A 20,201-nucleotide genomic window follows, 5' to 3' on the forward strand; every position below is an offset into this window, starting at 1 on the left:
CGAAACTATCCCGTCGTCATTCGTCGTAGGTCACTTCGACGGAATCCGATGCCGGCAGCGCCTGGCAACCCAGGATCAGCCCCTCTTCGAGATCCGACGGTTCCAGGACATCGTTGATCTCCATGCTGACCTCGCCGCTCTTCTTCAACACCGCGCACGCGCCGCAGTGGCCCTCGCGGCAGGAGAACGGCGCATCGAGGCCTTTGTTCAGCAGGACATCGAGCAGCTTGGCATTGCGCGGCCAACTGAGCTCATGGGTCGTGCCGTCCAACGTCACCACAGCGGTGGCCGGCGCCTCTGCGCCCTCTTCGGGTTCCTCGAGCTCGACCGCGGCAAAAGGATCGGTGTCCAGGGAACGGAACACCTCGATGTGGACCTGCTGGTCGGGCATCCCGAGGGCCCGCAGCGCCTCCTCTGCGGCAGCCATGAACGGGCCGGGCCCGCAGATGAACGCCTGCCGCGAGGTGTGCGGGTCCGCCAACCGCGTCAGCGCCGCGACAGAGGGCAGGCCCTGCACCGACTCCAGCCAGTGGATCACCGACAGCCGGTCGGGGTATTTCGCCGCCAGTTCACGCAACTCCTCGGCGAAGATCACCGATTTCTCGTCGCGGTTGGCGTACAGGAGGGTCACCTGTCCGTCGCCCTCCGACAGCGCGGACTTGCAGATCGCCATCATCGGGGTGATACCGCTGCCCGCGGCGATCAGCAGGAAATCGCCCTTGAGCGACTTGGGCACGAACGTGCCCGACGGGGCGAGCACGTGCATCTTCATCCCGGCGTGTGCGTTGTCGCAGAGCCAGTTCGAAGCGTATCCCTCGACGGTGCGTTTGACGGTGACGGTCAGTGCGGAGTCGGTGTGCGGAGAGCTGCACAGCGAGTAGCAGCGTGCCACCGATCCGGTGCGGTCGCTGGGTACTCGCAGAGTCAAGAACTGGCCGGGGGTGTACCGCAACCGTTCCACCGGTACGTCGGCACCGTCGGGGACCTTGAACACCAACGACCGGGCATCCTCGGTCTCGGCGATGACGTCGGCGATCTCGAGCTCCAGTACATGGCTGCCGAGCGGCTCGTCCGTCGCCACTGCACCCTCCTCATCGCCGGGTAATAACTAGAACAGGTTACAGAAATGCACCTTCGCAGGTCCAGCCGCTGCACGTGCACGGTTCTCGACACAAATCGTAACGTGTTCTAGTCTTGGTCCCAGATGTTTACGGGTCCCGCACCCCTCGGGAGGAAATGCAGTGACTTCCATTCAACAACGTGACGCGCAGTCGGTCTTGGCCGGTATCGACGATCTGCTCCCCCTGATCGCCAAACGCGCCCAAGCTGCCGAAGAACTCCGCCGGCTGCCCGACGACACCATCAACGACCTCAATGAGGTGGGTTTCTTCAAACTGCTGCAACCCGAGCAGTGGGATGGCTTCCAGGCGGATCCGGCACTGTTCTACGAAGCCGTCCGACGACTGGCCACCGCGTGTGGGTCCACCGGCTGGGTCTCATCGATCATCGGCGTGCACAACTGGCACCTCGCGCTGTTCGATCAGCAGGCCCAGGAAGAAGTCTGGGGTGATGATCCGACGGTCAGGGTCTCCTCGTCCTACGCTCCCATGGGCGCCGGTGAGGTGGTCGACGGCGGGTACAAGGTCAGTGGCGCCTGGCAGTGGTCGTCGGGGTGCGACCACGCGGTGTGGGCATTCCTGGGCGGCCCAGTGATCAAGGATGGGCGGCCGGTCGACTTCGGCAGCTTCCTGATCCCGCGCACCGACTACCGGATTGACGACGTGTGGAATGTCGTGGGACTCAAAGCGACTGGTAGCAACACCGTGGTGGTCAAGGACGTCTTCGTACCGCGCCACCGCTTCCTGTCCTACAAGGCAATGAACGACGGCACCGCGGGCGGCTATCAGCAGAACACCGCGCCGGTATACAAGATGCCTTGGGGCACAATGCATCCCACGACCATTTCGGCGCCCATCGTCGGAATGGCCTACGGGGCCTACGACGCGCACGTCGAGCATCAGGGCAAGCGCGTGCGGGCGGCGTTCGCGGGAGAGAAGTCGAAGGACGATCCGTTTGCCAAGATCCGCATCGCCGAGGCGGCCAGCGACATCGACGCCGCCTGGCGTCAGCTGTCCGGCAATGTCAGCGACGAGTACGCGTTGCTGAGCGCGGGCAAAGACATTCCGTTCAGCCTGCGCGCCCGCGCCCGTCGCGACCAGGTGCGTGCCACCGCGCGCGCCATCGCCTCGATCGACCTGCTGTTCGAGGCCTCCGGTGCCACCGCGCTGAACCTGGATCAGCCCGTGCAGCGATTCTGGCGCGACGCCCACGCCGGCCGGGTGCATGCCGCCAACGAACCCGAGCGGGCGTACCTGATCTTCGGTAACGACGAGTTCGGTCTCCCGCCCGCAGACACGATGGTCTGAGCCATGACGTCCTTCGCCGCCGAAGCCGCCCAGCAGCAAGAGATCACCTTCGAGTCCACCTCGCGGTATGCGCAGGTCCGGGAGGACATGAAGCTGCACTACCACGAAGCGGGAGTGGGCAATTCGCAAACGGTGGTGCTCTTGCACGGGGGTGGTCCCGGTGCCTCGAGCTGGTCGAACTTCAGCCGCAACATCGCGGTGCTGGCCAAGCACTTCCACGTCCTGGCCGTCGACCAGCCCGGCTACGGCTTGTCCGACAAGCACACCGAGCACGAGCAGTACAACCGCTACAGCGCCACCGCGCTGCTGAACCTGTTCGATCATCTGGGCATCGAGCGAGCCGCGCTGGTCGGCAATTCACTCGGCGGGGGCACGGCGGTGCGTTTCGCTCTGGACAACCCGAAGCGGGCCGGCCGGTTGGTGTTGATGGGGCCCGGCGGACTGAGTGTCAACCTGTTCGCCCCCGACCCCACCGAGGGCGTCAAGCTGCTGGGCCGGTTCGCCCAGGACCCGACGCGCGAGAACATCGAGAAGTTCCTGCGCATCATGGTGTTCGATCAAGGCCTGATCACTCCCGAGTTGGTCGAGGAGCGGTTCCAGATCGCCAGCACCCCCGAATCGCTGGCCGCCACCAAGGCGATGGGCAAGTCGTTCGCCGGACCTGATTTCGAGCTCGGCATGATGTGGCGCGAGGTGTACAAGCTGCGCCAGCGGGTGCTCCTCATCTGGGGGCGCGAGGACAGGGTGAACCCGCTCGACGGTGCGCTGGTGGCGCTCAAGCAGATTCCGCGCGTTCAGCTGCACGTGTTCGGACAGTGCGGACACTGGGCGCAGCTGGAGAAGTTCGACGAATTCAACAAGCTCACCATCGATTTCCTGGGAGCCGAGTCATGACGATCAAATCGCTTGGGTATCTGCGCATCGAGTCCACCGATGTCGCTGCGTGGCGTGAATACGGCTTGAAGGTCCTCGGTATGGTCGAGGGCAAGGGGGAGACCGATGGGGCGCTGTATCTGCGGATGGACGAATTCCCGGCCCGCCTGATCATCGTGCCCGGTGAGCACGACCGCCTCCTGGAATCCGGCTGGGAGACCGCGAATGCCGCGGCACTGCAGGACATTCGGCAACGCCTGGACGTCGAGGGCACCCCCTACAAGGAGGCCACCGCAACGCAGCTGGCCGACCGTCGCGTGGACGAGATGATCATCTTCGACGACCCGTCGGGCAACACGCTCGAGGTCTTCCACGGAGTGGCGCTCGAGCACCGCCGGGTGGTCAGCCCCTACGGACACACGTTCGTCACCGAGGAGCAAGGGCTCGGCCATGTCGTCCTGACCACCCGTGACGACGCCGAGACGCTGCACTTCTACCGCGACGTGCTGGGCTTCTTCTTGCGCGACTCGATGAAGCTGCCTCCTCAGCTGGTGGGCCGGCCCGCCGACGGTGCGCCGGCGTGGCTGCGCTTCCTCGGTGTCAATCCTCGCCATCACAGCCTCGCGTTCATGCCGGGGGAGACGCCCAGCGGAATCGTCCATCTGATGGTCGAGGTGGGTGAAGCCGACGACGTGGGCCTGTGCCTGGACCGTGCGCTGCGACGCAAGGTGAAGATGTCTGCCACCCTTGGCCGGCACGTCAACGACAAGATGCTGTCGTTCTACATGAAGACACCCGGCGGGTTCGACATCGAGTTCGGCTGCGAGGGGCTCGAAGTCGACGACGACAACTGGGTGGCCCGCGAGAGCACCGCGGTCAGCCTGTGGGGGCACGACTTCAGCGTCGGCTTCAAGTAGCCACGGCTTTCTCCTGATGAGCACACCGGGGATCGACCCACGGACGTTCCGCCACGTCCTGGGGCAGTTCTGCACGGGCATCACGATCATCACCACCGTCACCGACGAGCAGCCCATCGGTTTCGCCTGCCAGTCGTTTGCCGCGCTGTCCCTGGATCCGCCGCTGGTGCTGTTCTGCCCCACCAAGGTCTCGCGCTCCTGGCAGGCGATCGAGGCCAGCGGCCAGTTCTGTGTCAACATCCTGACCGAGAAGCAGAAGCAGGTCTCGGCACGCTTCGGCTCGAAGGAGCCGGACAAGTTCGCCGGAATCGACTGGCGCCCAGGAAAATTGGGATCGCCGATCATCGAGGGAGCGTTGGCGCACATCGAGTGCACGGTGGCGTCGGTGCACGACGGCGGCGATCACTTCGTGGTGTTCGGCTCGGTGCACTCCCTCTCGGAGGTGCCGAAGGTCAAACCGCGGCCGTTGCTGTTCTACCGCGGCGAGTACACCGGTATCGAGCCCGACAAGAATTCTCCCGCGCAGTGGCGTGACGATCTGGAGGCGTTCATCACCGCCACCACACCCGACACCTGGCTCTAGTCCGGTCGACGAGCCGGCGAGGGACGAGTCGGGAAGAGAGGGCCGGACTGAAGGAAGTAGCCGGTCAGATGCACCCCAGCGCGCACGGGTCGGCCACCTGATCCTCGGGCAGCGAGTTCGCCGGCGGCACATCGTGGGTCAGGTCGATATCGCCTTCAAGGCCGGGCGCGATGGGCAGCAGGCTGCACAGGAATGACAGGCCGAACTCGCACGGCGGCATCGGCTCGGCCGACACAGGAGCGGCCAGCACGCCGCCGATCAGCGCGCACGCGCCGGTGAGGATGCCAATCCGTCGCAGCATCCGGCGAGCTTAGCCCACCACCCGGTCGATGAACTCGATGATGGTGGCGGCCACCTCCTGGTGCACCGACTCGTTCAGGATGTCGTGGCGGCCGCCGGGAAACTCCACCAATTCCAATGCGTCGATCTGGTCGGCGTACGCCCGGACCGCGCCCACCGGTGCGATCGCGTCGATCGAGCCGTGCACCGCCAGCGTCGGCACCGTCAGAGCCGGCAGCGTCGAGCCGAGGCTGTCCCAGATGGTGTCGAGTGCGCGGGCCAGCGCGCCGCCGTCGGCATCTTCGAATCCCAGCGGGTCGTTCTCAAGCGCGTCGAGGTAGAACGGGTCCGTCGACAACAACGCCAGATCGAGTTCGAAACTGGTGTTCGCATCAAGCAGCTCGGGGACCGGCACCAGAGGGGCGCCGGACACCACCGCGGCGACATACCGGTCCGGCTTGTCCAACAGGATCGACAACGACACCGCCGCGCCGAACGAATGCCCCTGCAAGACAAGCGGAATCCCCGGGGTTGCCTCCTCGGCCAGCCCCGTCAGCTGCTCGGCCAGCCTCGCACTGTCTGCGATGCGGCCGAAGTTCCCGCGCTCGCCCGGGCTCAGCCCGTGGCCCAACTGATCCACGGCCCAGAGGTCGAGCCCCGCAGCGTTGAGTGTGAAGCCCAGCCGGTGATACAGCGAGGTGTTCTCGCCGAAACCGTGCAGGAAGACCACCGCGGCGCGCGGGTCAGTGGCAGCCCAGTGCCGGTAGTAGAACCGGCCGTGATCAGAGTCGAAGTGCGGCATGCACCGACTGCACCAGGCGACCGGTGGCACCGCAAGACTTCGGCTCAGGAAGACCCGGTGGAATCCAGGATCAGCCGTACGGTCTCGGAGGGCTGATCCCAATGCGGGAAATGCCCGGAGCGGGAGAACCAGTGCAGCCGGGCATCCGGAAACAACTCCAGAGCCCGCGCGGCCTGGCGGGGAAATGTCACCCGGTCCTTGCGACCCCACCCGATCACCACGCGGTCGTGCACGGGCCCTCCCTGTTGTCGAGGGCCGTGCACCAGTGCGCGCAGCGCGTCGCGGATGCTCGGTGACGAGGCGAAATTGCGTAGTTCCTGCAGCACCAGATCCGAACTCAGGGCCCACGGCCTGGCGGAGAACTGCGTCAGCAGGGCGGTGCGTCCCACCGCGTTGCTCACCAGGGCCGGCAGCAGCGGTTGGATGTGGCGCACCAACGCGATCGACGGCATGACCGTCGCCCCGAAATAGCGGACCTCGGCATCGGACCAGAAACCGCCCGGGTTCAGAGCCACCACGGCGCCGCGGTGCCCGCGCCGGGCCAGTTCCAGCGCCATCCGCGCACCCATCGAGCTACCGACGACGTCTACATCAGGCAACCCCTGATCGGTGATGAACTGCTCGACGGCATCGGTGAGCGAGGCGATCGTCACCTCGCCGGCCAGCGGGGGACTGTTACCGAAGCCGGGCAGGTCCACGGCGAAAACCTCGCGTTCCCGGGCCAGTGCGGGAACAACAGGATCCCAGTTGTGCAGGTGGGAGATGCCATGAATGAGCAGGAGCGGAGCGCCCGAACCGGTGCGCAGATATTTCATAAACCCCTGATACCCAGCAGGACGTCGTGTTGTTCGTGCACACGGGCGCGAATCGCGTCGACAAACGCACCGACCTCGGGCCTGCGCAGCGTTTCGGCGCGGGCCACCAGCCAATAGCTGAGCTGAATCGCCACTGTGCGGGTCAGCACCCGCGTCAGGTCATCGTGCCGGTCTGCCATGAAGCAGGGCAGCAGCCCCAGACCCGCGGCGGCCCGGGTGGCCTCGACATGCACGAACACGTTGGTGGAGGAGACAGATTCCCGCATGACCGGGGCGAAGGTGCGGGCCAGGTCCAGGTCATCGACCTGCAGCATGGAGTCGATGAAGTAGATCAGCCGATGCTCGGTCAGGTCGGCGACGGACTCCGGTACGCCGCGGGCGGCCAGGTACTCGGTCGCGCCGTAGAGCCCGAGCCGGTAGTCGCCCAGGGGGATGGCCTGCGCGCGGTGCACCTGTGGCTCGCCCACCACCACCTCGATGTCGAGGCCGGAACGCTGCTGGGTGGCTCGACGGGTGGCCGCGACGATCTCGACGGCGATACCCGGATGGCGACGTTGCACGGCGGCCGCCGCCGGTGCGGCGATGTAGGCGCTGAAACCGTCGGTCGCCGACATCCGCACCACGCCTTCCAGCGTGCGCTCGGCGCCGTCGGGTGCTGACAGTGACCGCACCGCCGACTCGACCGTCTCGGCGGCGGCCAGCGCTTGGCGCCCCAGTTCGGTCAGCTCCCAGCTGCCGGCGACCCGGGCCAGGACCCGGCCACCCAGTCCCTGTTCCAGGGCTCCGATGCGGCGGGCGATCGTGGTGTGGTTCAGCCCGAGTTCGTCGGCGGCGGATATGTAGCGGCCGGTGCGGCCGACCGCGAGCAGGATCAGGAGATCGTCGGCATTGATGCGCTGCGTGCCAGGCATTTCTGCATTTTTGCAGATTGTTGGTGCGGGTTTGGTCATTGCGGAGAGGGGAACCTGCATCAATACTCAGCAGAGTTTGTGGTGGGCATCACAGTGAGGGAGATGGGATGAGCCAGCCGATATCAACCGGCCTGCGTCGCGTGGTCGCGGCGTCCATGGCCGGCACCGTTGTGGAGTGGTACGAGTTCTTCCTGTACGGCACCGCGGCCACTCTGGTGTTCAGCAAGGTGTTCTTCTCGGAGACCACCAGTGAGCTCAACGCCATCTTCCTGGCATTCGCCACCTACGCCGTCGGTTTCATCGCGCGGCCCCTCGGCGGTGTGGTGTTCGGGCATTACGGCGACAAGTACGGCCGCAAGAAGCTGCTGCAGTTCAGCTTGATCCTGGTGGGCGCGGCCACCTTCCTGATGGGGTGTCTGCCCACGTACGGCCAGATCGGCTACTGGGCGCCGGGGTTGCTGGTGGCGCTGCGGTTCATCCAGGGCTTCGCAGTGGGCGGCGAATGGGGTGGTGCCGTCCTGCTGGTCGCCGAACACAGCCCGGACAAACAGCGTGGCTTCTGGGCCAGCTGGCCGCAGGCGGGTGTGCCCGCAGGCAACCTGTTGGCCACCGTCGTCCTGTTGGTGCTGACGTCCACGTTGTCGGATGCGGCGTTCCTGTCCTGGGGCTGGCGGGTTGCGTTCTGGCTGTCGGCCGTCGTCGTGCTCGTCGGCTACTACATCCGCACCAAGGTCACCGACGCACCGATCTTCGTCCAGGCGCAGGAAGAGGCAGAACGGATCAAGTCGACGTCGTTCAGTGTCGTCGAGGTGCTCAAGCGTTACCCGCGGGGCGTTTTCACCGCGATGGGCCTGCGTTTCGGCGAGAACATCATGTACTACCTGGTGGTCACGTTCACCATCACCTACCTCAAGGTGCAGGTGGGCGCCGACACCTCGTCGATCCTGTGGTACCTGCTGGTGGCGCATGCCGTGCACTTCGCGGTGGTTCCGCTCGTCGGGCACCTGGCCGACCGCTTCGGCCGGCGCCCGGTGTACATGGTCGGTGCCATCGTCGGCGCGACATGGGGCTTCTTCGCCTTCCCGATGATGGACACCGGCAACTACGTCGTCGTCACCGCCGCGGTCACCATCGGTCTGGTCTTCCACGCGCTGATGTACGCGCCGCAGCCGGCGATCATGGCCGAGATGTTCCCGACGCGGATGCGCTATTCCGGTGTCTCCCTGGGCTACCAGGTGACCTCCATCGTGGCCGGCTCGCTGGCGCCGCTGATCGCCGTCAAGCTCCTGGACATCTACGACTCCTCGGTGCCGGTCGCGATCTATCTCGCCGCGGCGTGCCTGGTGACGCTGGTCGCCGTGGTGTTCGTGCGGGAGACCAACGGAATCGATCTCAAGTCGCTGGACATCGCTGACATCCAGGACGTCAAAGGTGAACCCAGGACGTACGCATGAGTGAGCTGCAGGGCAGGTCGGCACTGGTCACCGGCGGCGGCAGTGGGATCGGGGCGGCCTGTGCCCGCGAGCTCGCGACCCGCGGCGCGAAGGTCACCGTGGCCGACATCGACGAGTCGGCCGCCAAGGCCGTGGCCGACGAGATCGACGGGACCGCTTGGGCGGTGGACCTTCTCGATGTCACCGCGCTCGAAGGGCTGTCGTTGGACGTCGACGTTCTGGTCAACAACGCCGGCGTGCAGAGCATCAACCCCATCCAGGAGTTCGATCCGGCGAAGTTCCGGATGATCCAGACGTTGATGGTGGAGGCGCCGTTCCTGTTGGTCCGCGCGGCGCTGCCGCACATGTACGCCCATGGGTTCGGCCGCGTCATCAACATCTCGTCGGTGCACGGGCTGCGTGCGAGCGAGTTCAAAGTGGCTTATGTGACCGCCAAGCACGGACTCGAGGGGCTGTCGAAAGTGACTGCGCTCGAGGGCGGTTCGCACGGGGTGACCAGCAACTGCGTCAACCCAGGTTATGTGCGGACCCCGTTGGTGACCAAGCAGATCGCCGATCAGGCGCGCACACACGGCATCGACGAGGACGAAGTGCTGTCCAAGATCCTGCTGACCGAGAGCGCCATCAAGCGCCTGGTCGAGCCGGAAGAGGTTGCCGCGCTGGTCGGTTGGCTGGCCTCGCCGGCGGCCGGGATGGTCACCGGCGCCTCCTACACGATGGACGGCGGCTGGTCGGCCCGCTAGTCGGGATTTCGGCGCGCTGGTAACCGCTCAGCGGTTACCAGCGCGCCGAAATCACGAAATCCAGGCTCCAGTCGAGCATGGTGAAGGAGTCGGTGACGGGCGTGAACACGCCGGTGACCCGTGCACCGATCTTCGGATCGCCGGCACCGGTCAAGCGGCCAGGAAGCACCGGTCCGGCGTCGAGTTCGACCAATATCACCTGATAGGGCACTGCGGCACTGAGCGCCGGGTGGAACGCCCGGTGGTAGGTCGTGTGACTCCAGACAGTGCCTGCGGCTGGGACGACAGTCCACTCGCCGCCAGGCGTCCAGCACTCAGGGCAGCGTTCGGCCGCTGGAAATCGAAGGTAGGCACACTCGACACAGCGTTGGAAAGAGAGCCTGCGTTGCGTGAGGCCCTCCCAGAACGGCTGGGTGATCGGATCATCGAGGTCCGGGATGAGGTGACTGGTCATGAGTTCACCGTCAGCAATGTCGCTGCCGCCTTGAGGAAGTCGTGGGACGAACAGTCCAGGGCGAAGCCAGGATTGGAAATCTGGCGGTCGCCACATTCTCCGCGTAACTGGCGCACCGCCTCACAGAGATGCAGCCAGCCCCACATGTAGCTCTCCGACAGCTGGCCACCGTTGGTGTTCACCGGCAAGCGCCCGCCGGGGCGGGTGTGTCCAGCCGCCAGGAACTCGCCGGCTTCGCCCTCGCCGCAGAAGCCGTATGCCTCAAGCATCTGCAGTACCCAGACTGAGGTTGCGTCCTGAACATAGAGCGCACTGATGTCCTCGGGACGGACGCCGGTGGTGCGCCACAGATCAGCCGCGGTCGCAGCGAGCCACGGCCGCAACAGATTATCGGGATTCTGATACCCCCGCAGTGCGGTGCGCTCGGCGATGCCCGCCACGAGGACAGGCTGCTTCGCGCAATCACGGGCGCGGTCGGCGCGTGTCAACACCAATGCCGCACCGCCATCGGAGATCATCGTGAGATCCGGACGGCGCAGCGGCTCAGCAAGATACGGTGACGCGAGATAATCCTCGATGCTGAGCGGGTCGCGGAAAATGCTGAGTGGGTTGAGGGTCGCCCACTCCCTCTGAGCCACTGCAACCCAGCCGAGTTGTTCCTCGGTGGTTCCGTAGAGATGCTGGTGACGCCGAAACGCCAGCGCAGCCGGCCCCGCGACGTGCACCAGCCCGGCGGCGGCCGCGAAAGCCGCGCCACCGCCGACGGTGTTGCCGAAACCGATCCGTTGCGATCGCTGATTGGTGCCGTACGCCAGGACAACCGTGTTTGCCAGACCGGCTGCGATGGCCATGACCCCCAGGTGCAGTGAGAAGTTCCCGGTGCCGTAGTCGAGGGTGGCGCTGTACGACGGGTTCATTCCCATCAGGAGTCCCACTTGCTCGTCGATGCAGGCTCGGCCTTGAAGGTTCCGGCAGGTGATCAAGCCGTCCACCTCGTCCTTGGAGATACCCGCGTCTTCGAGCGCGAGTTGTATTGCCTCAGCGGCAATGTCGTTGGCGGACCGCCCGGGCAGCTGGCCTTGGCGGGTCGCGCCGACACCGACGATCGCTGTCGTCATCGAGATGCTCATGGCTTCCTGAGGTTCAGCGGTAGATCGCCGAGTAGATGTCGGCGATTTCGCGGTCGGTGGGCTGACGGGGATTGTTGGACGGTGAACCCGAGGCGATGGCCTGCGCCACCATGGTGGGAATCAGCGCATGCCAGGTGCTCGCCTCGATGCCGTGATCATGGGGTGTGGGGACTTCGAGATCCGCGCACAGCGTCTTCAATGCGATCACGAACGCGGTGGCTGCCACCTCATCGGTATCGCTAGACGTCGCCGCTCCGAAAGCCCGCGCGCAGTCCGCGTAACGTTTGATCGCGCTGGACAGAGAGAACTCGGTGACCGCGGGAAAGAGCATGGCATTGGAAAGCCCGTGTGCCACATGGAAGTGCGCACCGATCGGTCTGCTCATACCGTGGACCAATGCGACGCTCGAATTCGAGAACGCAATGCCGGCCTGAGTGGCGGCCTGCATCATCGCCGACCGCGCCTCGCGATCCTGCCCATCGGCCACGGCCCGACGCAGGTAGGTTCCGATGGTGGAGACCGCGCTGAGACACAGACCGTCCGAGAACGGGTTCGATCTACGGCTGACGTAGGCCTCCACCGCGTGGGTAAGGGCATCGATGCCGGTGTCGGCGGTGAGCCGGGCCGGCATCGACATCGTGAGCTCATAGTCGACAATCGCGGCGATCGGCAGGAACGCAGGCCCGGTGCACAGCATCTTTTCGTCGTTGACGCTGTTGGTGATGATGGTGAACTGGGTGGCCTCGGACCCGCTTCCCGCTGTGGTGGGGACGGCGATGACGGGCAGTGCCGGGCCGTGATTCTGCCGTGGCGCCTTGTAGTTCGCCATCTCACCGGGTTGCCGGATCAGGAGGGCGACCGCTTTGGCCGTGTCCATGGGGCTTCCGCCGCCGAGCCCGATGACCGAATCAGCGTCGTGGGCCCTGGCGACTTCGACGGCAATGTCGACAGATTCAGTTGTGGGGTCGGGCACGGTGTCGGCGAAGATCTGGGGTTCCAGGCCCGCGCCGAGCAAGAGATCGGCAACTCTGCCTGCCACCCCTGAGGACACCAGGAAACGATCGGTCAGCACCACCGGCCGCCTCAATCCCAGCAGGGTGAGCACCTCGCTCAGCGACTCCAGCGTGCCTCCGCCGACGCGCATGATTCTGGGATGGGTGAACTCGAATGCCGAAACTTCGGCTACGAAGGTCACAAGCTGCCTTTCTGTTCAGAGGGTTGGGTGATTGGGGTACGGCGAGCGTTGTAGGTTTCGGTGTCGTACCAGCCGAGCAAGCTGCCGCCGTCGATGTCGAGGGCCTGACCGAAGATCATGTCGGCTGCGTCGGAAACCAGGAACAGCACTGCATCGGCCTGATCCTGCGGCGTGGGGAATCTGCCGGCCGGGAGATTGCGCAGGCGTTGTTCCAATGCTCCTGTGTCGGTGAGATTCTCCACCATCGCCGTGGCCACCGGTCCCGGACACACGGCATTGACGTTGATTCCGAGTGGTGCTGCTTCGTAGGCAAGGTGCCGGGTGAAACCGAGCAGCCCGGCCTTGCTCGCGGTGTAACCGGCCCCAGAGTTGAAACTGATCCGTTTGGCCGCAATGGAAGCGACGTTGACAATCCGGCCGTGGCCTCGGGTTCGCATCCCCGGCAACACCGCCCTGGAGCACAGGAACGGCCCGGTGAGATTGACGTCGAGGACCCGTCTCCAATCTGCCTCGTCGGTGTTCTCCACGGTTGCCGCAGAGGTCGCCCCCGCGTTGTTCACCAGGACGTCGAGGCTGCCGGGTAGAGATTCTGCGAACCTCACCATGTCGTTGACATGCTCGCTGTTGGTCACGTCGACACCGAAACCCACTGCTTTACCGCAAGTTTCGTTGATGAAATACGCCACTTCCGTTGCGCGAGTCTGTTCCAGGTCGGCCACCACAACTGTGGCGCCGTGTCGGGCGAGCACTTCGGCAATGGCCCGTCCGATGCCCCGAGCTGCCCCGGTGACAATGGCGGTGCGACCTGTCAGATCCGGTGTCACGACGCCTTGGCTTCGAGCTCGTTGTCGAGGTCGCGCAGGTCGATGCCTTTGGTTTCGCGAATCACGAAGGAGCCCGCGATGACCATGACACCGAGGAGCATGATCCACGCGTTGAACAGCCACCCTTTGTGGATCGAGTTCAGCCACGTGTTCAGATACGGGGCGGTGCCGCCGAAGACGGCGACAGACAACGACACCACGAATCCAACCACCGTGGCGCGTACCGCCGTTGGGGCCTGTTCAGCGACGATCGCCGAGTAGATCGACCCCACACATGCCCACACGATATTGCCCAGCAGGATGGCCACGAACAGCGTCCAGGGGGCGTCGGACACTATGCCGGCGATGGGGAACGCAAGCACGATCATCAGGATGCCTTGGGCGAGCACCATCGGCTTGCGCCCGATCTTGTCCGAGAGCAATCCCATGAACGGCAGCAGGATGATGATCAATCCCTGGGCGACAAGGCTGACAGTGAAGGCGGCTGTCTGATCCATGCCGTGCTGAGAGATCGCGTTGGTCGGCGCAAACGAAATCCAGGCGTAGAAGGACATATTGACACCGACCGAGACCATGATGATGCGTACGCCGATGAGAACTGCCTGCTTGGCGCCGATGCGACGAGACACCGTGCGCTCGTCAGGAGTGGTTTCTTCGGCGGTTTCGATGAAGACGTCGGACTCGACCGCAGACCGGCGCAACCACAACGCGAAGAGTCCCAGCACCCCGCCGAACGCGAAGCCGATCCGCCAACCGTAGGACTCCATGTCCGCATTGGAGAGCAACGCGCTCAGGATCGCCGCGCTGGCGGTGGCGGTCATCAACCCGATGGTCGAGGAGATGAAGGGGACCGAGCCCCACAGGCCCCGTCGTTCCGGCGGGGCGAGTTCGGCGGCATAGGTGTAGGCAACACCGGCTTCACCGCCATGGGCCAACCCCTGAATCAAGCGGGCGACCAAGAGGAAAACCGAAGCGACCACGCCGACCTGGCCGTAGGTGGGCATCACGGCGAGTGCGACGCTGGACCCGGCAAGCAGGCACATGGTCACCACCAGGATTGTCTTGCGGCCGAGTCGGTCCGAGAGTCGACCGAAGATCAAGCCGCCCACCGGCCGGGCGACGAATCCGACCGCGAAGACGGCGAGTGTCGCCAGAAGCCCGGAGGTCGGATCCTCGGAGCTGAACGCGTTGGCCGCGAGGTATACGGAGAAGATTCCGTAGAGGTTCCAGTCGAACCATTCGAGCGCGTTCCCGACGCCCGCGGCGACGAGTGACCGCCGCTTGGCGGCGAAGGAAGACGACCGTAATGACGTGCCGGAACTGCTATTGGAGGTATCAGGGGCGCTGACCATGCGTACTCCGCGAGTGTCGTTGGGGGCTCCGCGAACGGGCCGGGCATATGAGGGGCCACCACGGGTGGTGTTAGGTGATGGGGGTCACGTCCTCACCATCACAGTCGACACTATGGCGTACTAAGCCATGCCGTGGCAAGCGAATCCCGGAAACTGGCCGCAAACTGTCGACTTTTAGGTCCGGTGGACGGGTTCGGTCTCTTGTCGCCGAACGAATCGACCGTCCACGAACAGCGCCATGAGGCCCGCGAGCGCATTGCGGGCCATCGTCCGGTTAAGCGCCGCTGCCAGTGCGGTGTCGCGCTCGTGAAACGCCTGCACCAGTCGCTCGTGATCGGCCAGCGACCGGTCCAACTGCCAGCCTCGGTCCATGCCAAGGTGGCGCAGGTGAAGGACGCGCAAGCCGAGTGTGTCGATCGTCTGTTTGAGTGTGTCGTTGGCCGCCAGCACGCAGGATTCTTCCTGGAACAGCACCAACTGCCAAAAGTAACCCTCATGGTCTTCGCGGCCGGCAGCCTCGGCCATGTTGGCGAGTCGATTGTCGAGTGCTCTCAAAGCCGTGTCATCAGAGTGCGCAACGATGTGCTGTGCCACAAGGGCATACAACTCACCCCGGAGTTCGTAGATCTCGCCGACCGCCTGCGGTGAGAACATGGTGGCCCGTGGTCGTCTGCGGGGCGGCACCTCCACCATGCCCTGCTTCTCGAGCAGTAGTAGCGCCTCACGCACAGGCGTGCGGCTGGTGCCGAACCGCTTGGCCAGCTCGAACGAGTTCAGGTCGCCGCCTGGGTTGACGCGCTCCTCGATGATGTCGCGTGCCACTTCGACGGCGATCTTGCCGACCAGTGAATCCTCCCGGCCGGTGACGCCCAGCAGGCGCGTCAGGAGCTCCTCCACCAGGTCGGGGGAAGCGCTCTCGGCGGACGTAGCGGGTTGATCCACGGTCGTCATCACCACACCGTAGCCCGCCGATCGGACGGCAATGGGCAGGAGTGTCGACTCTTCTTAGAAGTGTCGGCACTTGGTAAGTCGCACTAGGCAGCGAGTCCGGATCTGCGCTCTGCAATAATCGCCGTTAAATCGCCAACTAACAGGCCATTACGAGGATCTGATTCCAGAATCGGCAACCCCTTGTCAACTCGACGCAACTGCCCTAGTGTCGACACTTAGTCACGGAGGGAACGAACAAATGGAACCTGCTGCCACTCAAGAGCCGGTGAAATCGCCGGTGCAACCGCTCGCGGGCATCCGCGTGCTGGATCTGACAACCTTCCTGTCCGGCCCCTCCGCCACGCAGCTCCTGGGTGATCTGGGTGCCGAGATCATCAAAGTTGAGCCACCGCAGGGTGATTCGAGCAGATCCATCCCACCGCACTTCATTGGCGACGACAGCGCGTACTACCTGGCGAGCAATCGCAACAAACGCAGCATCGTCGTCGACCTCAAGAATCCCGACGGGTTGGCGGTGGTAAAACACCTGGCAGGGCAATGCGATGTCCTGATCGAGAACTTTCGGCCCGGCGTGTGCGCCCGGCTCGGATTGGACGCCACTGCCGTGATGGCGATGAACCCCAGGTTGGTGTGGGCATCCATCAGTGGGTTCGGTCAGGTGAGTCCACTCCGCGAGCGTCCCGCCTACGACATGATCGTGCAGGCCATGAGCGGTGTCATGAGCGTGACCGGCCACCCGGGCGGTCCTGCGACCCGACTCGGCATCCCGGCCGGCGACGTCATCGCCGGCATGTACGCGGTGGTGGGTGTGTTGGCGGCGCTGCTGGCGCGGGAGCGGACCGGGCGGGGGGATGTCATCGACATCGCGATGCTCGACGGCCAGATCAGTCAACTGTCCTATCAGGCGGTCTACACGCTTCTCAGTGGGGTTTCACCAAAACCGCAAGGCGCACAGCATGATTCGATACCCACCTACCGCGCGTTTCAAGGTGGCGACGGCCAGGAGTTCGTGGTGACCGCGAATACTCAGCAGATGTGGGAGCGAATGGCCCGGGTGGTCGGTCTGAATGGCTTCCTCAACGACGCCCGGTTCGCCGACGAACGGGGTCGCCTTGCCCACCGAGACGAACTCTGGGATGCGCTGGAGGCCGCCTTCATGGAGAAACCCGCCCATGAGTGGGTGGAACTCCTGGTGGCGGCCAACGTTCCGGCGGCGCCGGTCCTCGACGTCAGTTCAGCCCTCGAACAGGCCCGCCACAGCGGCCGAGGCCTGATCGTCGAACTCGACGACGGCCGTGGCAACACCATCGACAGTGTCGGCACGCCGATCAGATTTCCTGATCGACCGGCACCCCCGCGCCGCTATCCACCGAGGCTCGGACAGGACACCCGAGCGGTGCTGCACGACGTACTCGGACTCGACGACCCCGAGATCGAACGGTTGATGACCTCCGGAGCTTTGAAGGGCGAGACCACCTCGTCTGCTCTGGCCCCGCAGCACTGAATGAGTCAAACCCCTAGGAAAGGACGTACGACATGAGATTGCAAGACAAGATTGCCGTGGTCACCGGCGGCGGGTCGGGGATGGGTCTTGCCGGTGTGCGGCTGTTCGCGGCAGAAGGCGCGCGGGTGGTGGTCGCCGACCTCGACAGTGTGGCAGCCAAGGAAGCCGCTGCCGCAGTCGTCGAACAAGGCGGAGAAGCCGTGGCGGTGGAAGCCGATGTGTCGAGCCTCGAAGGAAATCAGGCGATCGTCGACGCGGCCCTGGACAGCTTCGGGGCCATCGACGTGTTCTGGGCAAACGCCGGTGTCGCCGCTCCGATGAGCCCCGTCAGTGAACAGTCGATCGACTTCTTTGACAAGCTCATGGCGGTCAACGCCAAGGGCCCATGGCTGGGGGCGCGAGTTGCCATGCCGCACCTGAAGAAGCGGCCGGTCGCGTCCTTCATCATCACCTCGTCTCTGTCGGGTTTCCGGGCCCGCCCCAACAACAGCGCCTACTCGGCGTCCAAAGGCGCCGCAATTCAACTGACACGCGCACTGTCCGTCGAATTCGCACCGGAAGTGCGGGTCAACTCTGTCGCGCCGGTGTCCACCGAGACACCGATGCTGCGCACGTTCATGGCCAAGCAGCACGACATCGACGCCACCATTGCAGGCCAGAGGGCCGGGGTGCCCCTCGGCCGGCTCGCTCTGCCCGGGGACATCGCCAAGGCGGCGTTGTTCCTGGCCGGCAATGACTCTGAATTCATCACGGGCGTCACGATTCCCGTTGACGGCGGCATCTCCGCCCGGTCCTGATCCACCCACTGAGAGGAGAACCCCCACATGCATCGCGAGTACTACGGGTCAGTCATCGGCGGCAAGGAAGTGCCGGAGGCCCGCGCTCAGGTGATGGACAGCATCGACCCCGCGACCGGGGCCGTGCTGGCGCGCATTCAGCGCGGCGGCGCCGACATCGTGGCCGAGGCGGTGGACAACGCCGAAGCGAGTCTGCCCGCATGGCGCGACGCAGACGGCGCGGAACGTGGTCGGGCGATGCGTCGCCTGTCTGACATCCTGCTCCAGAATCTGGACGTGCTGGCCTATCTGGAGTCGGTCGACAACGGAAAACCCTTGCGCGAAGCCGAGGGTGACGTTCGGCTGGCGGCCGGCTACTACGAGTACTACGGCGGGATCGCTGACAAGATCCACGGTGAGACCGTGCCCCTGGGACCTGCATTCCATTCGTACACCAGGGTGGAACCTTTCGGCGTCACTGCACACATTGTGCCGTGGAACGCCGCGTTGCAGCAGGCGGCACGAGGAGTGGCGCCGGCAATCGCGGGAGGCAATGTCGCTGTTGTCAAACCCGCCGAGGACACCTCGATGGCGGTGGTGGAGTTCGCCCGCCTCGCTGTGGAGGCGGGAGTTCCACCGGGTGTCATCAACGTCGTGACCGGTCTGGGCACCGAGGCGGGGGCCTCTCTCGTCTCGAACCCGAAGGTGCGCCGGATCGCGTTCACAGGGTCGGTGCCCACGGGGCAGTCGGTGCTGCGAGCCTCCGCCGAGCATCTGAGCCCCGTGACCCTCGAACTGGGCGGCAAGTCCCCGAACGTGGTCTTCGCCGACGCCGACCTGGACGCGGCCGCCGCGGGTTCGCTCACTGCCATCAACTTCAACGCGGGCCAGGTCTGCATGGCAGGAAGCCGGCTGCTGGTCCAGGCCAGCATCCACGACGAGTTCGTCAGCCGCCTGACCGAACTGGATCGTGCGGTGACCCTGGGTCGTGGCCTGCAGAACCCGGGGATGGGACCAATGACCACCGAGAAGCAGTTCCAGAAAGTCCTGGAATACCTCGAGATCGGGCGTTCCGAAGGCGCCGAGGTCGTCGTCGGTGGTGGTGCGGCCACTGTCGAGGGCCTGGAAAACGGCCGCTTCATCGAACCGACCATTTTCGTCAATGTGAGCAACGACATGCGGATCGCGCAGGAGGAGATCTTCGGGCCGGTGCTCGCGGTGATTCCGTTCGAAGACGAAGACGAGGCGGTCGCCATCGCCAATGACACTCCGTACGGGTTGACCGCAGGTCTGTGGACCCGCGATCTGTCGCGCGCACATCGGGTCGCCGGCCAGATCGATGCCGGTCAGGTGTCCATCAACAACTACTTCGCCGGCGGAATCCGGACTCCCTTCGGTGGCTACAAAGCCAGCGGATTCGGCCGCGAGAAAGGGCCGGACGCGGTCTATCACTACCTCCAGACCAAAACCGTCAGCATCCAACTCTAGGAACGTCATGAAACAGCTAGAAAGCCATGTCGGTGGCTGGACCAGTGATCTGGAGTCGGAACGCGAGCAACGGCCCCTGTTCTTCGATCGCTTCGCTGCCATGGTCGCAGTGCCGGCCGAGCGCCGAAGTCTCTCGCCGGTCGATCGTGCTCTCATCGGGGTGGCGCTGGTCGGCAATGTTGCCAACACCAAGTGGAGTCGATTCGAGGCGCAGCAGACGGTGGCTCTGGACGCCGGTGCCACCCGTGAACAGATCCGCGACGTACTGCAGCTCGTCAGCATCATGAGTATCCATGCGATGACCACCAGCGTGCCCGCCCTGATGAGAGTCCTTGTAGAGCGCGGCCTGGCCCCGGGTCGGAGCCTCGACGACCGCCAGCGTTCGCTCAAGGAGGATTTCGAGCGACGACGTGGGTACTGGCACGAAACATGGGACGACGTACTGGTATTGGACCCGGAGATGTTCGCCGCGTACACCGAGTTCTCCACCTCGGCTGCCGAAGAGGGCAGCCTCGGAACAAGACTGCGTGAACTGATCTACATCGCCATCGATTCGGTGCCGACTCATCTTTACGTGCCCGGGGTGGAGATCCACGCGCGAAACGCACTCGACGCGGGGGCCACGGCCGACCAGATACTCGAGGTCATCGAGATTGCAGCGCTCCTGGGGGCCGATCCGTACATCACCGCTGTGCAGGAGTCGCGTCTGGCGGCCCGCTAGTCG

The 20,201-nt window shown here is 64.8% G+C and carries 21 protein-coding genes; 10 read left to right on the forward strand and 11 right to left on the reverse strand.

The features are described 5' to 3' along the window. Positions 1 to 16: 16 nt before the first annotated feature. On the reverse strand, positions 17 to 1,081 hold the full coding sequence (locus NL241_RS02825; protein ID WP_494396704.1) for a 2Fe-2S iron-sulfur cluster-binding protein: 1,065 nt from the start codon (positions 1,079 to 1,081) through the stop codon (positions 17 to 19). Positions 1,082 to 1,241: 160 nt separating this feature from the next. Here NL241_RS02825 and hsaA point away from each other — a divergent pair, with 160 nt between their 5' ends. The 4 genes from hsaA to hsaB are packed head-to-tail and all read left to right on the forward strand — an operon-like array spanning position 1,242 to position 4,799. Further along, positions 1,242 to 2,426, forward strand: coding sequence for a 3-hydroxy-9,10-secoandrosta-1,3,5(10)-triene-9,17-dione monooxygenase oxygenase subunit (hsaA, locus tag NL241_RS02830; RefSeq protein WP_494396705.1), 1,185 nt, complete (start codon positions 1,242 to 1,244; stop codon positions 2,424 to 2,426). 3 nt (positions 2,427 to 2,429) lie between these two features. After that, positions 2,430 to 3,320, forward strand: coding sequence for a 4,5:9,10-diseco-3-hydroxy-5,9,17-trioxoandrosta-1(10),2-diene-4-oate hydrolase (gene hsaD / locus NL241_RS02835; protein WP_487696014.1), 891 nt, complete (start codon positions 2,430 to 2,432; stop codon positions 3,318 to 3,320). Beyond that, on the forward strand, positions 3,317 to 4,216 hold the full coding sequence (gene hsaC / locus NL241_RS02840) for an iron-dependent extradiol dioxygenase HsaC (protein WP_494396706.1): 900 nt from the start codon (positions 3,317 to 3,319) through the stop codon (positions 4,214 to 4,216). Before hsaD ends, hsaC begins: the two co-directional genes overlap by 4 nt. Positions 4,217 to 4,232: 16 nt before the next feature. After that, the gene (gene hsaB / locus NL241_RS02845; RefSeq protein ID WP_487696012.1) at positions 4,233 to 4,799 is read left to right on the forward strand and encodes a 3-hydroxy-9,10-secoandrosta-1,3,5(10)-triene-9,17-dione monooxygenase reductase subunit; all 567 of its coding nucleotides are present in this window, start codon (positions 4,233 to 4,235) and stop codon (positions 4,797 to 4,799) included. A 64-nt stretch (positions 4,800 to 4,863) separates the two neighbouring features. Here the strand turns inward: hsaB and NL241_RS02850 are convergent, their stop codons facing one another. From NL241_RS02850 to NL241_RS02865, 4 genes are read right to left on the reverse strand one after another with little or no spacing between them, the layout of a single operon-like run. Next, positions 4,864 to 5,100 (reverse strand): fibronectin-binding protein, encoded by a 237-nt coding sequence (locus NL241_RS02850; RefSeq protein WP_487696011.1) that lies wholly within the window; start codon positions 5,098 to 5,100, stop codon positions 4,864 to 4,866. 9 nt (positions 5,101 to 5,109) lie between these two features. Further along, entirely contained in the window at positions 5,110 to 5,880 is a 771-nt protein-coding gene (locus tag NL241_RS02855; protein ID WP_487696010.1) for an alpha/beta hydrolase, read from the reverse strand. A gap of 44 nt (positions 5,881 to 5,924) precedes the next feature. Then, positions 5,925 to 6,695, reverse strand: coding sequence for an alpha/beta fold hydrolase (locus tag NL241_RS02860; RefSeq protein ID WP_494396707.1), 771 nt, complete (start codon positions 6,693 to 6,695; stop codon positions 5,925 to 5,927). After that, positions 6,692 to 7,645, reverse strand: a complete 954-nt coding sequence (locus tag NL241_RS02865) for a LysR family transcriptional regulator (RefSeq protein WP_494396708.1) — start codon at positions 7,643 to 7,645, stop codon at positions 6,692 to 6,694. Before NL241_RS02865 ends, NL241_RS02860 begins: the two co-directional genes overlap by 4 nt. A 68-nt stretch (positions 7,646 to 7,713) precedes the next feature. Here NL241_RS02865 and NL241_RS02870 point away from each other — a divergent pair, with 68 nt between their 5' ends. Then, positions 7,714 to 9,060: an MFS transporter gene (locus NL241_RS02870; protein ID WP_487696007.1), complete on the forward strand. Its 1,347-nt coding sequence runs from the start codon at positions 7,714 to 7,716 to the stop codon at positions 9,058 to 9,060. Continuing rightward, the gene (locus NL241_RS02875) at positions 9,057 to 9,803 is read left to right on the forward strand and encodes a 3-hydroxybutyrate dehydrogenase (protein WP_494396709.1); all 747 of its coding nucleotides are present in this window, start codon (positions 9,057 to 9,059) and stop codon (positions 9,801 to 9,803) included. Before NL241_RS02870 ends, NL241_RS02875 begins: the two co-directional genes overlap by 4 nt. A gap of 34 nt (positions 9,804 to 9,837) precedes the next feature. On the opposite strand, the gene NL241_RS02880 is transcribed toward NL241_RS02875, so the two are convergent. From NL241_RS02880 to NL241_RS02905, 6 genes are all read right to left on the reverse strand, one after another. After that, positions 9,838 to 10,257 (reverse strand): Zn-ribbon domain-containing OB-fold protein, encoded by a 420-nt coding sequence (locus NL241_RS02880; RefSeq protein WP_494396710.1) that lies wholly within the window; start codon positions 10,255 to 10,257, stop codon positions 9,838 to 9,840. Further along, positions 10,254 to 11,249: a thiolase family protein gene (locus NL241_RS02885; protein ID WP_494396711.1), complete on the reverse strand. Its 996-nt coding sequence runs from the start codon at positions 11,247 to 11,249 to the stop codon at positions 10,254 to 10,256. The genes NL241_RS02880 and NL241_RS02885 overlap by 4 nt, the downstream gene beginning before the upstream one ends. Before the next feature lie 151 nt (positions 11,250 to 11,400). Continuing rightward, positions 11,401 to 12,531, reverse strand: coding sequence for an iron-containing alcohol dehydrogenase (locus NL241_RS02890; RefSeq protein WP_494396712.1), 1,131 nt, complete (start codon positions 12,529 to 12,531; stop codon positions 11,401 to 11,403). A gap of 47 nt (positions 12,532 to 12,578) precedes the next feature. Next, positions 12,579 to 13,406: an SDR family NAD(P)-dependent oxidoreductase gene (locus NL241_RS02895; RefSeq protein WP_494396713.1), complete on the reverse strand. Its 828-nt coding sequence runs from the start codon at positions 13,404 to 13,406 to the stop codon at positions 12,579 to 12,581. Then, positions 13,403 to 14,758 carry an MFS transporter gene (locus tag NL241_RS02900; RefSeq protein ID WP_494396714.1) on the reverse strand — a complete coding sequence of 452 codons (1,356 nt, stop codon included), beginning with the start codon at positions 14,756 to 14,758 and terminating at the stop codon, positions 13,403 to 13,405. Before NL241_RS02900 ends, NL241_RS02895 begins: the two co-directional genes overlap by 4 nt. A gap of 174 nt (positions 14,759 to 14,932) precedes the next feature. Next, positions 14,933 to 15,709: a GntR family transcriptional regulator gene (locus NL241_RS02905; RefSeq protein ID WP_494396715.1), complete on the reverse strand. Its 777-nt coding sequence runs from the start codon at positions 15,707 to 15,709 to the stop codon at positions 14,933 to 14,935. Positions 15,710 to 15,947: 238 nt separating this feature from the next. Here NL241_RS02905 and NL241_RS02910 point away from each other — a divergent pair, with 238 nt between their 5' ends. Genes NL241_RS02910 through NL241_RS02925 form a run of 4 tightly spaced genes read left to right on the forward strand, consistent with a single transcriptional unit; the run spans position 15,948 to position 20,198 of the window. Then, on the forward strand, positions 15,948 to 17,213 hold the full coding sequence (locus NL241_RS02910; protein WP_494396716.1) for a CaiB/BaiF CoA transferase family protein: 1,266 nt from the start codon (positions 15,948 to 15,950) through the stop codon (positions 17,211 to 17,213). Positions 17,214 to 17,245: 32 nt separating this feature from the next. Beyond that, complete coding sequence (locus tag NL241_RS02915) at positions 17,246 to 18,010, forward strand: SDR family NAD(P)-dependent oxidoreductase (RefSeq protein WP_494396717.1); 765 nt, start codon at positions 17,246 to 17,248, stop codon at positions 18,008 to 18,010. Between the two features lie 27 nt (positions 18,011 to 18,037). Continuing rightward, on the forward strand, positions 18,038 to 19,477 hold the full coding sequence (locus NL241_RS02920) for an aldehyde dehydrogenase family protein (RefSeq protein WP_494396718.1): 1,440 nt from the start codon (positions 18,038 to 18,040) through the stop codon (positions 19,475 to 19,477). A 7-nt stretch (positions 19,478 to 19,484) separates the two neighbouring features. Then, a complete protein-coding gene (locus NL241_RS02925) occupies positions 19,485 to 20,198 on the forward strand; it encodes a carboxymuconolactone decarboxylase family protein (RefSeq protein WP_494396719.1) in 714 nt (237 codons plus the stop codon). The last annotated feature ends 3 nt before the right edge of the window (positions 20,199 to 20,201 follow it).

It is taken from the genome of Mycolicibacterium sp. SMGY-1XX (genome assembly GCF_059132455.1).

Coding starts and splice junctions, on each gene's coding strand:
- NL241_RS02915 (WP_494396717.1), top strand. CDS start 17,246: ATGAGATTGCAAGACAAGATTGCCGTGGTCACCGGCGGCGGGTCGGGG.
- NL241_RS02925 (WP_494396719.1), top strand. CDS start 19,485: ATGAAACAGCTAGAAAGCCATGTCGGTGGCTGGACCAGTGATCTGGAG.
- NL241_RS02905 (WP_494396715.1), bottom strand. CDS start 15,709: ATGACGACCGTGGATCAACCCGCTACGTCCGCCGAGAGCGCTTCCCCC.
- hsaC (WP_494396706.1), top strand. CDS start 3,317: ATGACGATCAAATCGCTTGGGTATCTGCGCATCGAGTCCACCGATGTC.
- hsaD (WP_487696014.1), top strand. CDS start 2,430: ATGACGTCCTTCGCCGCCGAAGCCGCCCAGCAGCAAGAGATCACCTTC.
- NL241_RS02870 (WP_487696007.1), top strand. CDS start 7,714: ATGAGCCAGCCGATATCAACCGGCCTGCGTCGCGTGGTCGCGGCGTCC.
- NL241_RS02890 (WP_494396712.1), bottom strand. CDS start 12,531: ATGCGCGTCGGCGGAGGCACGCTGGAGTCGCTGAGCGAGGTGCTCACC.
- hsaB (WP_487696012.1), top strand. CDS start 4,233: ATGAGCACACCGGGGATCGACCCACGGACGTTCCGCCACGTCCTGGGG.
- NL241_RS02900 (WP_494396714.1), bottom strand. CDS start 14,758: ATGGTCAGCGCCCCTGATACCTCCAATAGCAGTTCCGGCACGTCATTA.
- NL241_RS02865 (WP_494396708.1), bottom strand. CDS start 7,645: ATGACCAAACCCGCACCAACAATCTGCAAAAATGCAGAAATGCCTGGC.
- NL241_RS02920 (WP_494396718.1), top strand. CDS start 18,038: ATGCATCGCGAGTACTACGGGTCAGTCATCGGCGGCAAGGAAGTGCCG.
- NL241_RS02855 (WP_487696010.1), bottom strand. CDS start 5,880: ATGCCGCACTTCGACTCTGATCACGGCCGGTTCTACTACCGGCACTGG.
- NL241_RS02875 (WP_494396709.1), top strand. CDS start 9,057: ATGAGTGAGCTGCAGGGCAGGTCGGCACTGGTCACCGGCGGCGGCAGT.
- NL241_RS02850 (WP_487696011.1), bottom strand. CDS start 5,100: ATGCTGCGACGGATTGGCATCCTCACCGGCGCGTGCGCGCTGATCGGC.
- NL241_RS02860 (WP_494396707.1), bottom strand. CDS start 6,695: ATGAAATATCTGCGCACCGGTTCGGGCGCTCCGCTCCTGCTCATTCAT.
- NL241_RS02880 (WP_494396710.1), bottom strand. CDS start 10,257: ATGACCAGTCACCTCATCCCGGACCTCGATGATCCGATCACCCAGCCG.
- NL241_RS02910 (WP_494396716.1), top strand. CDS start 15,948: ATGGAACCTGCTGCCACTCAAGAGCCGGTGAAATCGCCGGTGCAACCG.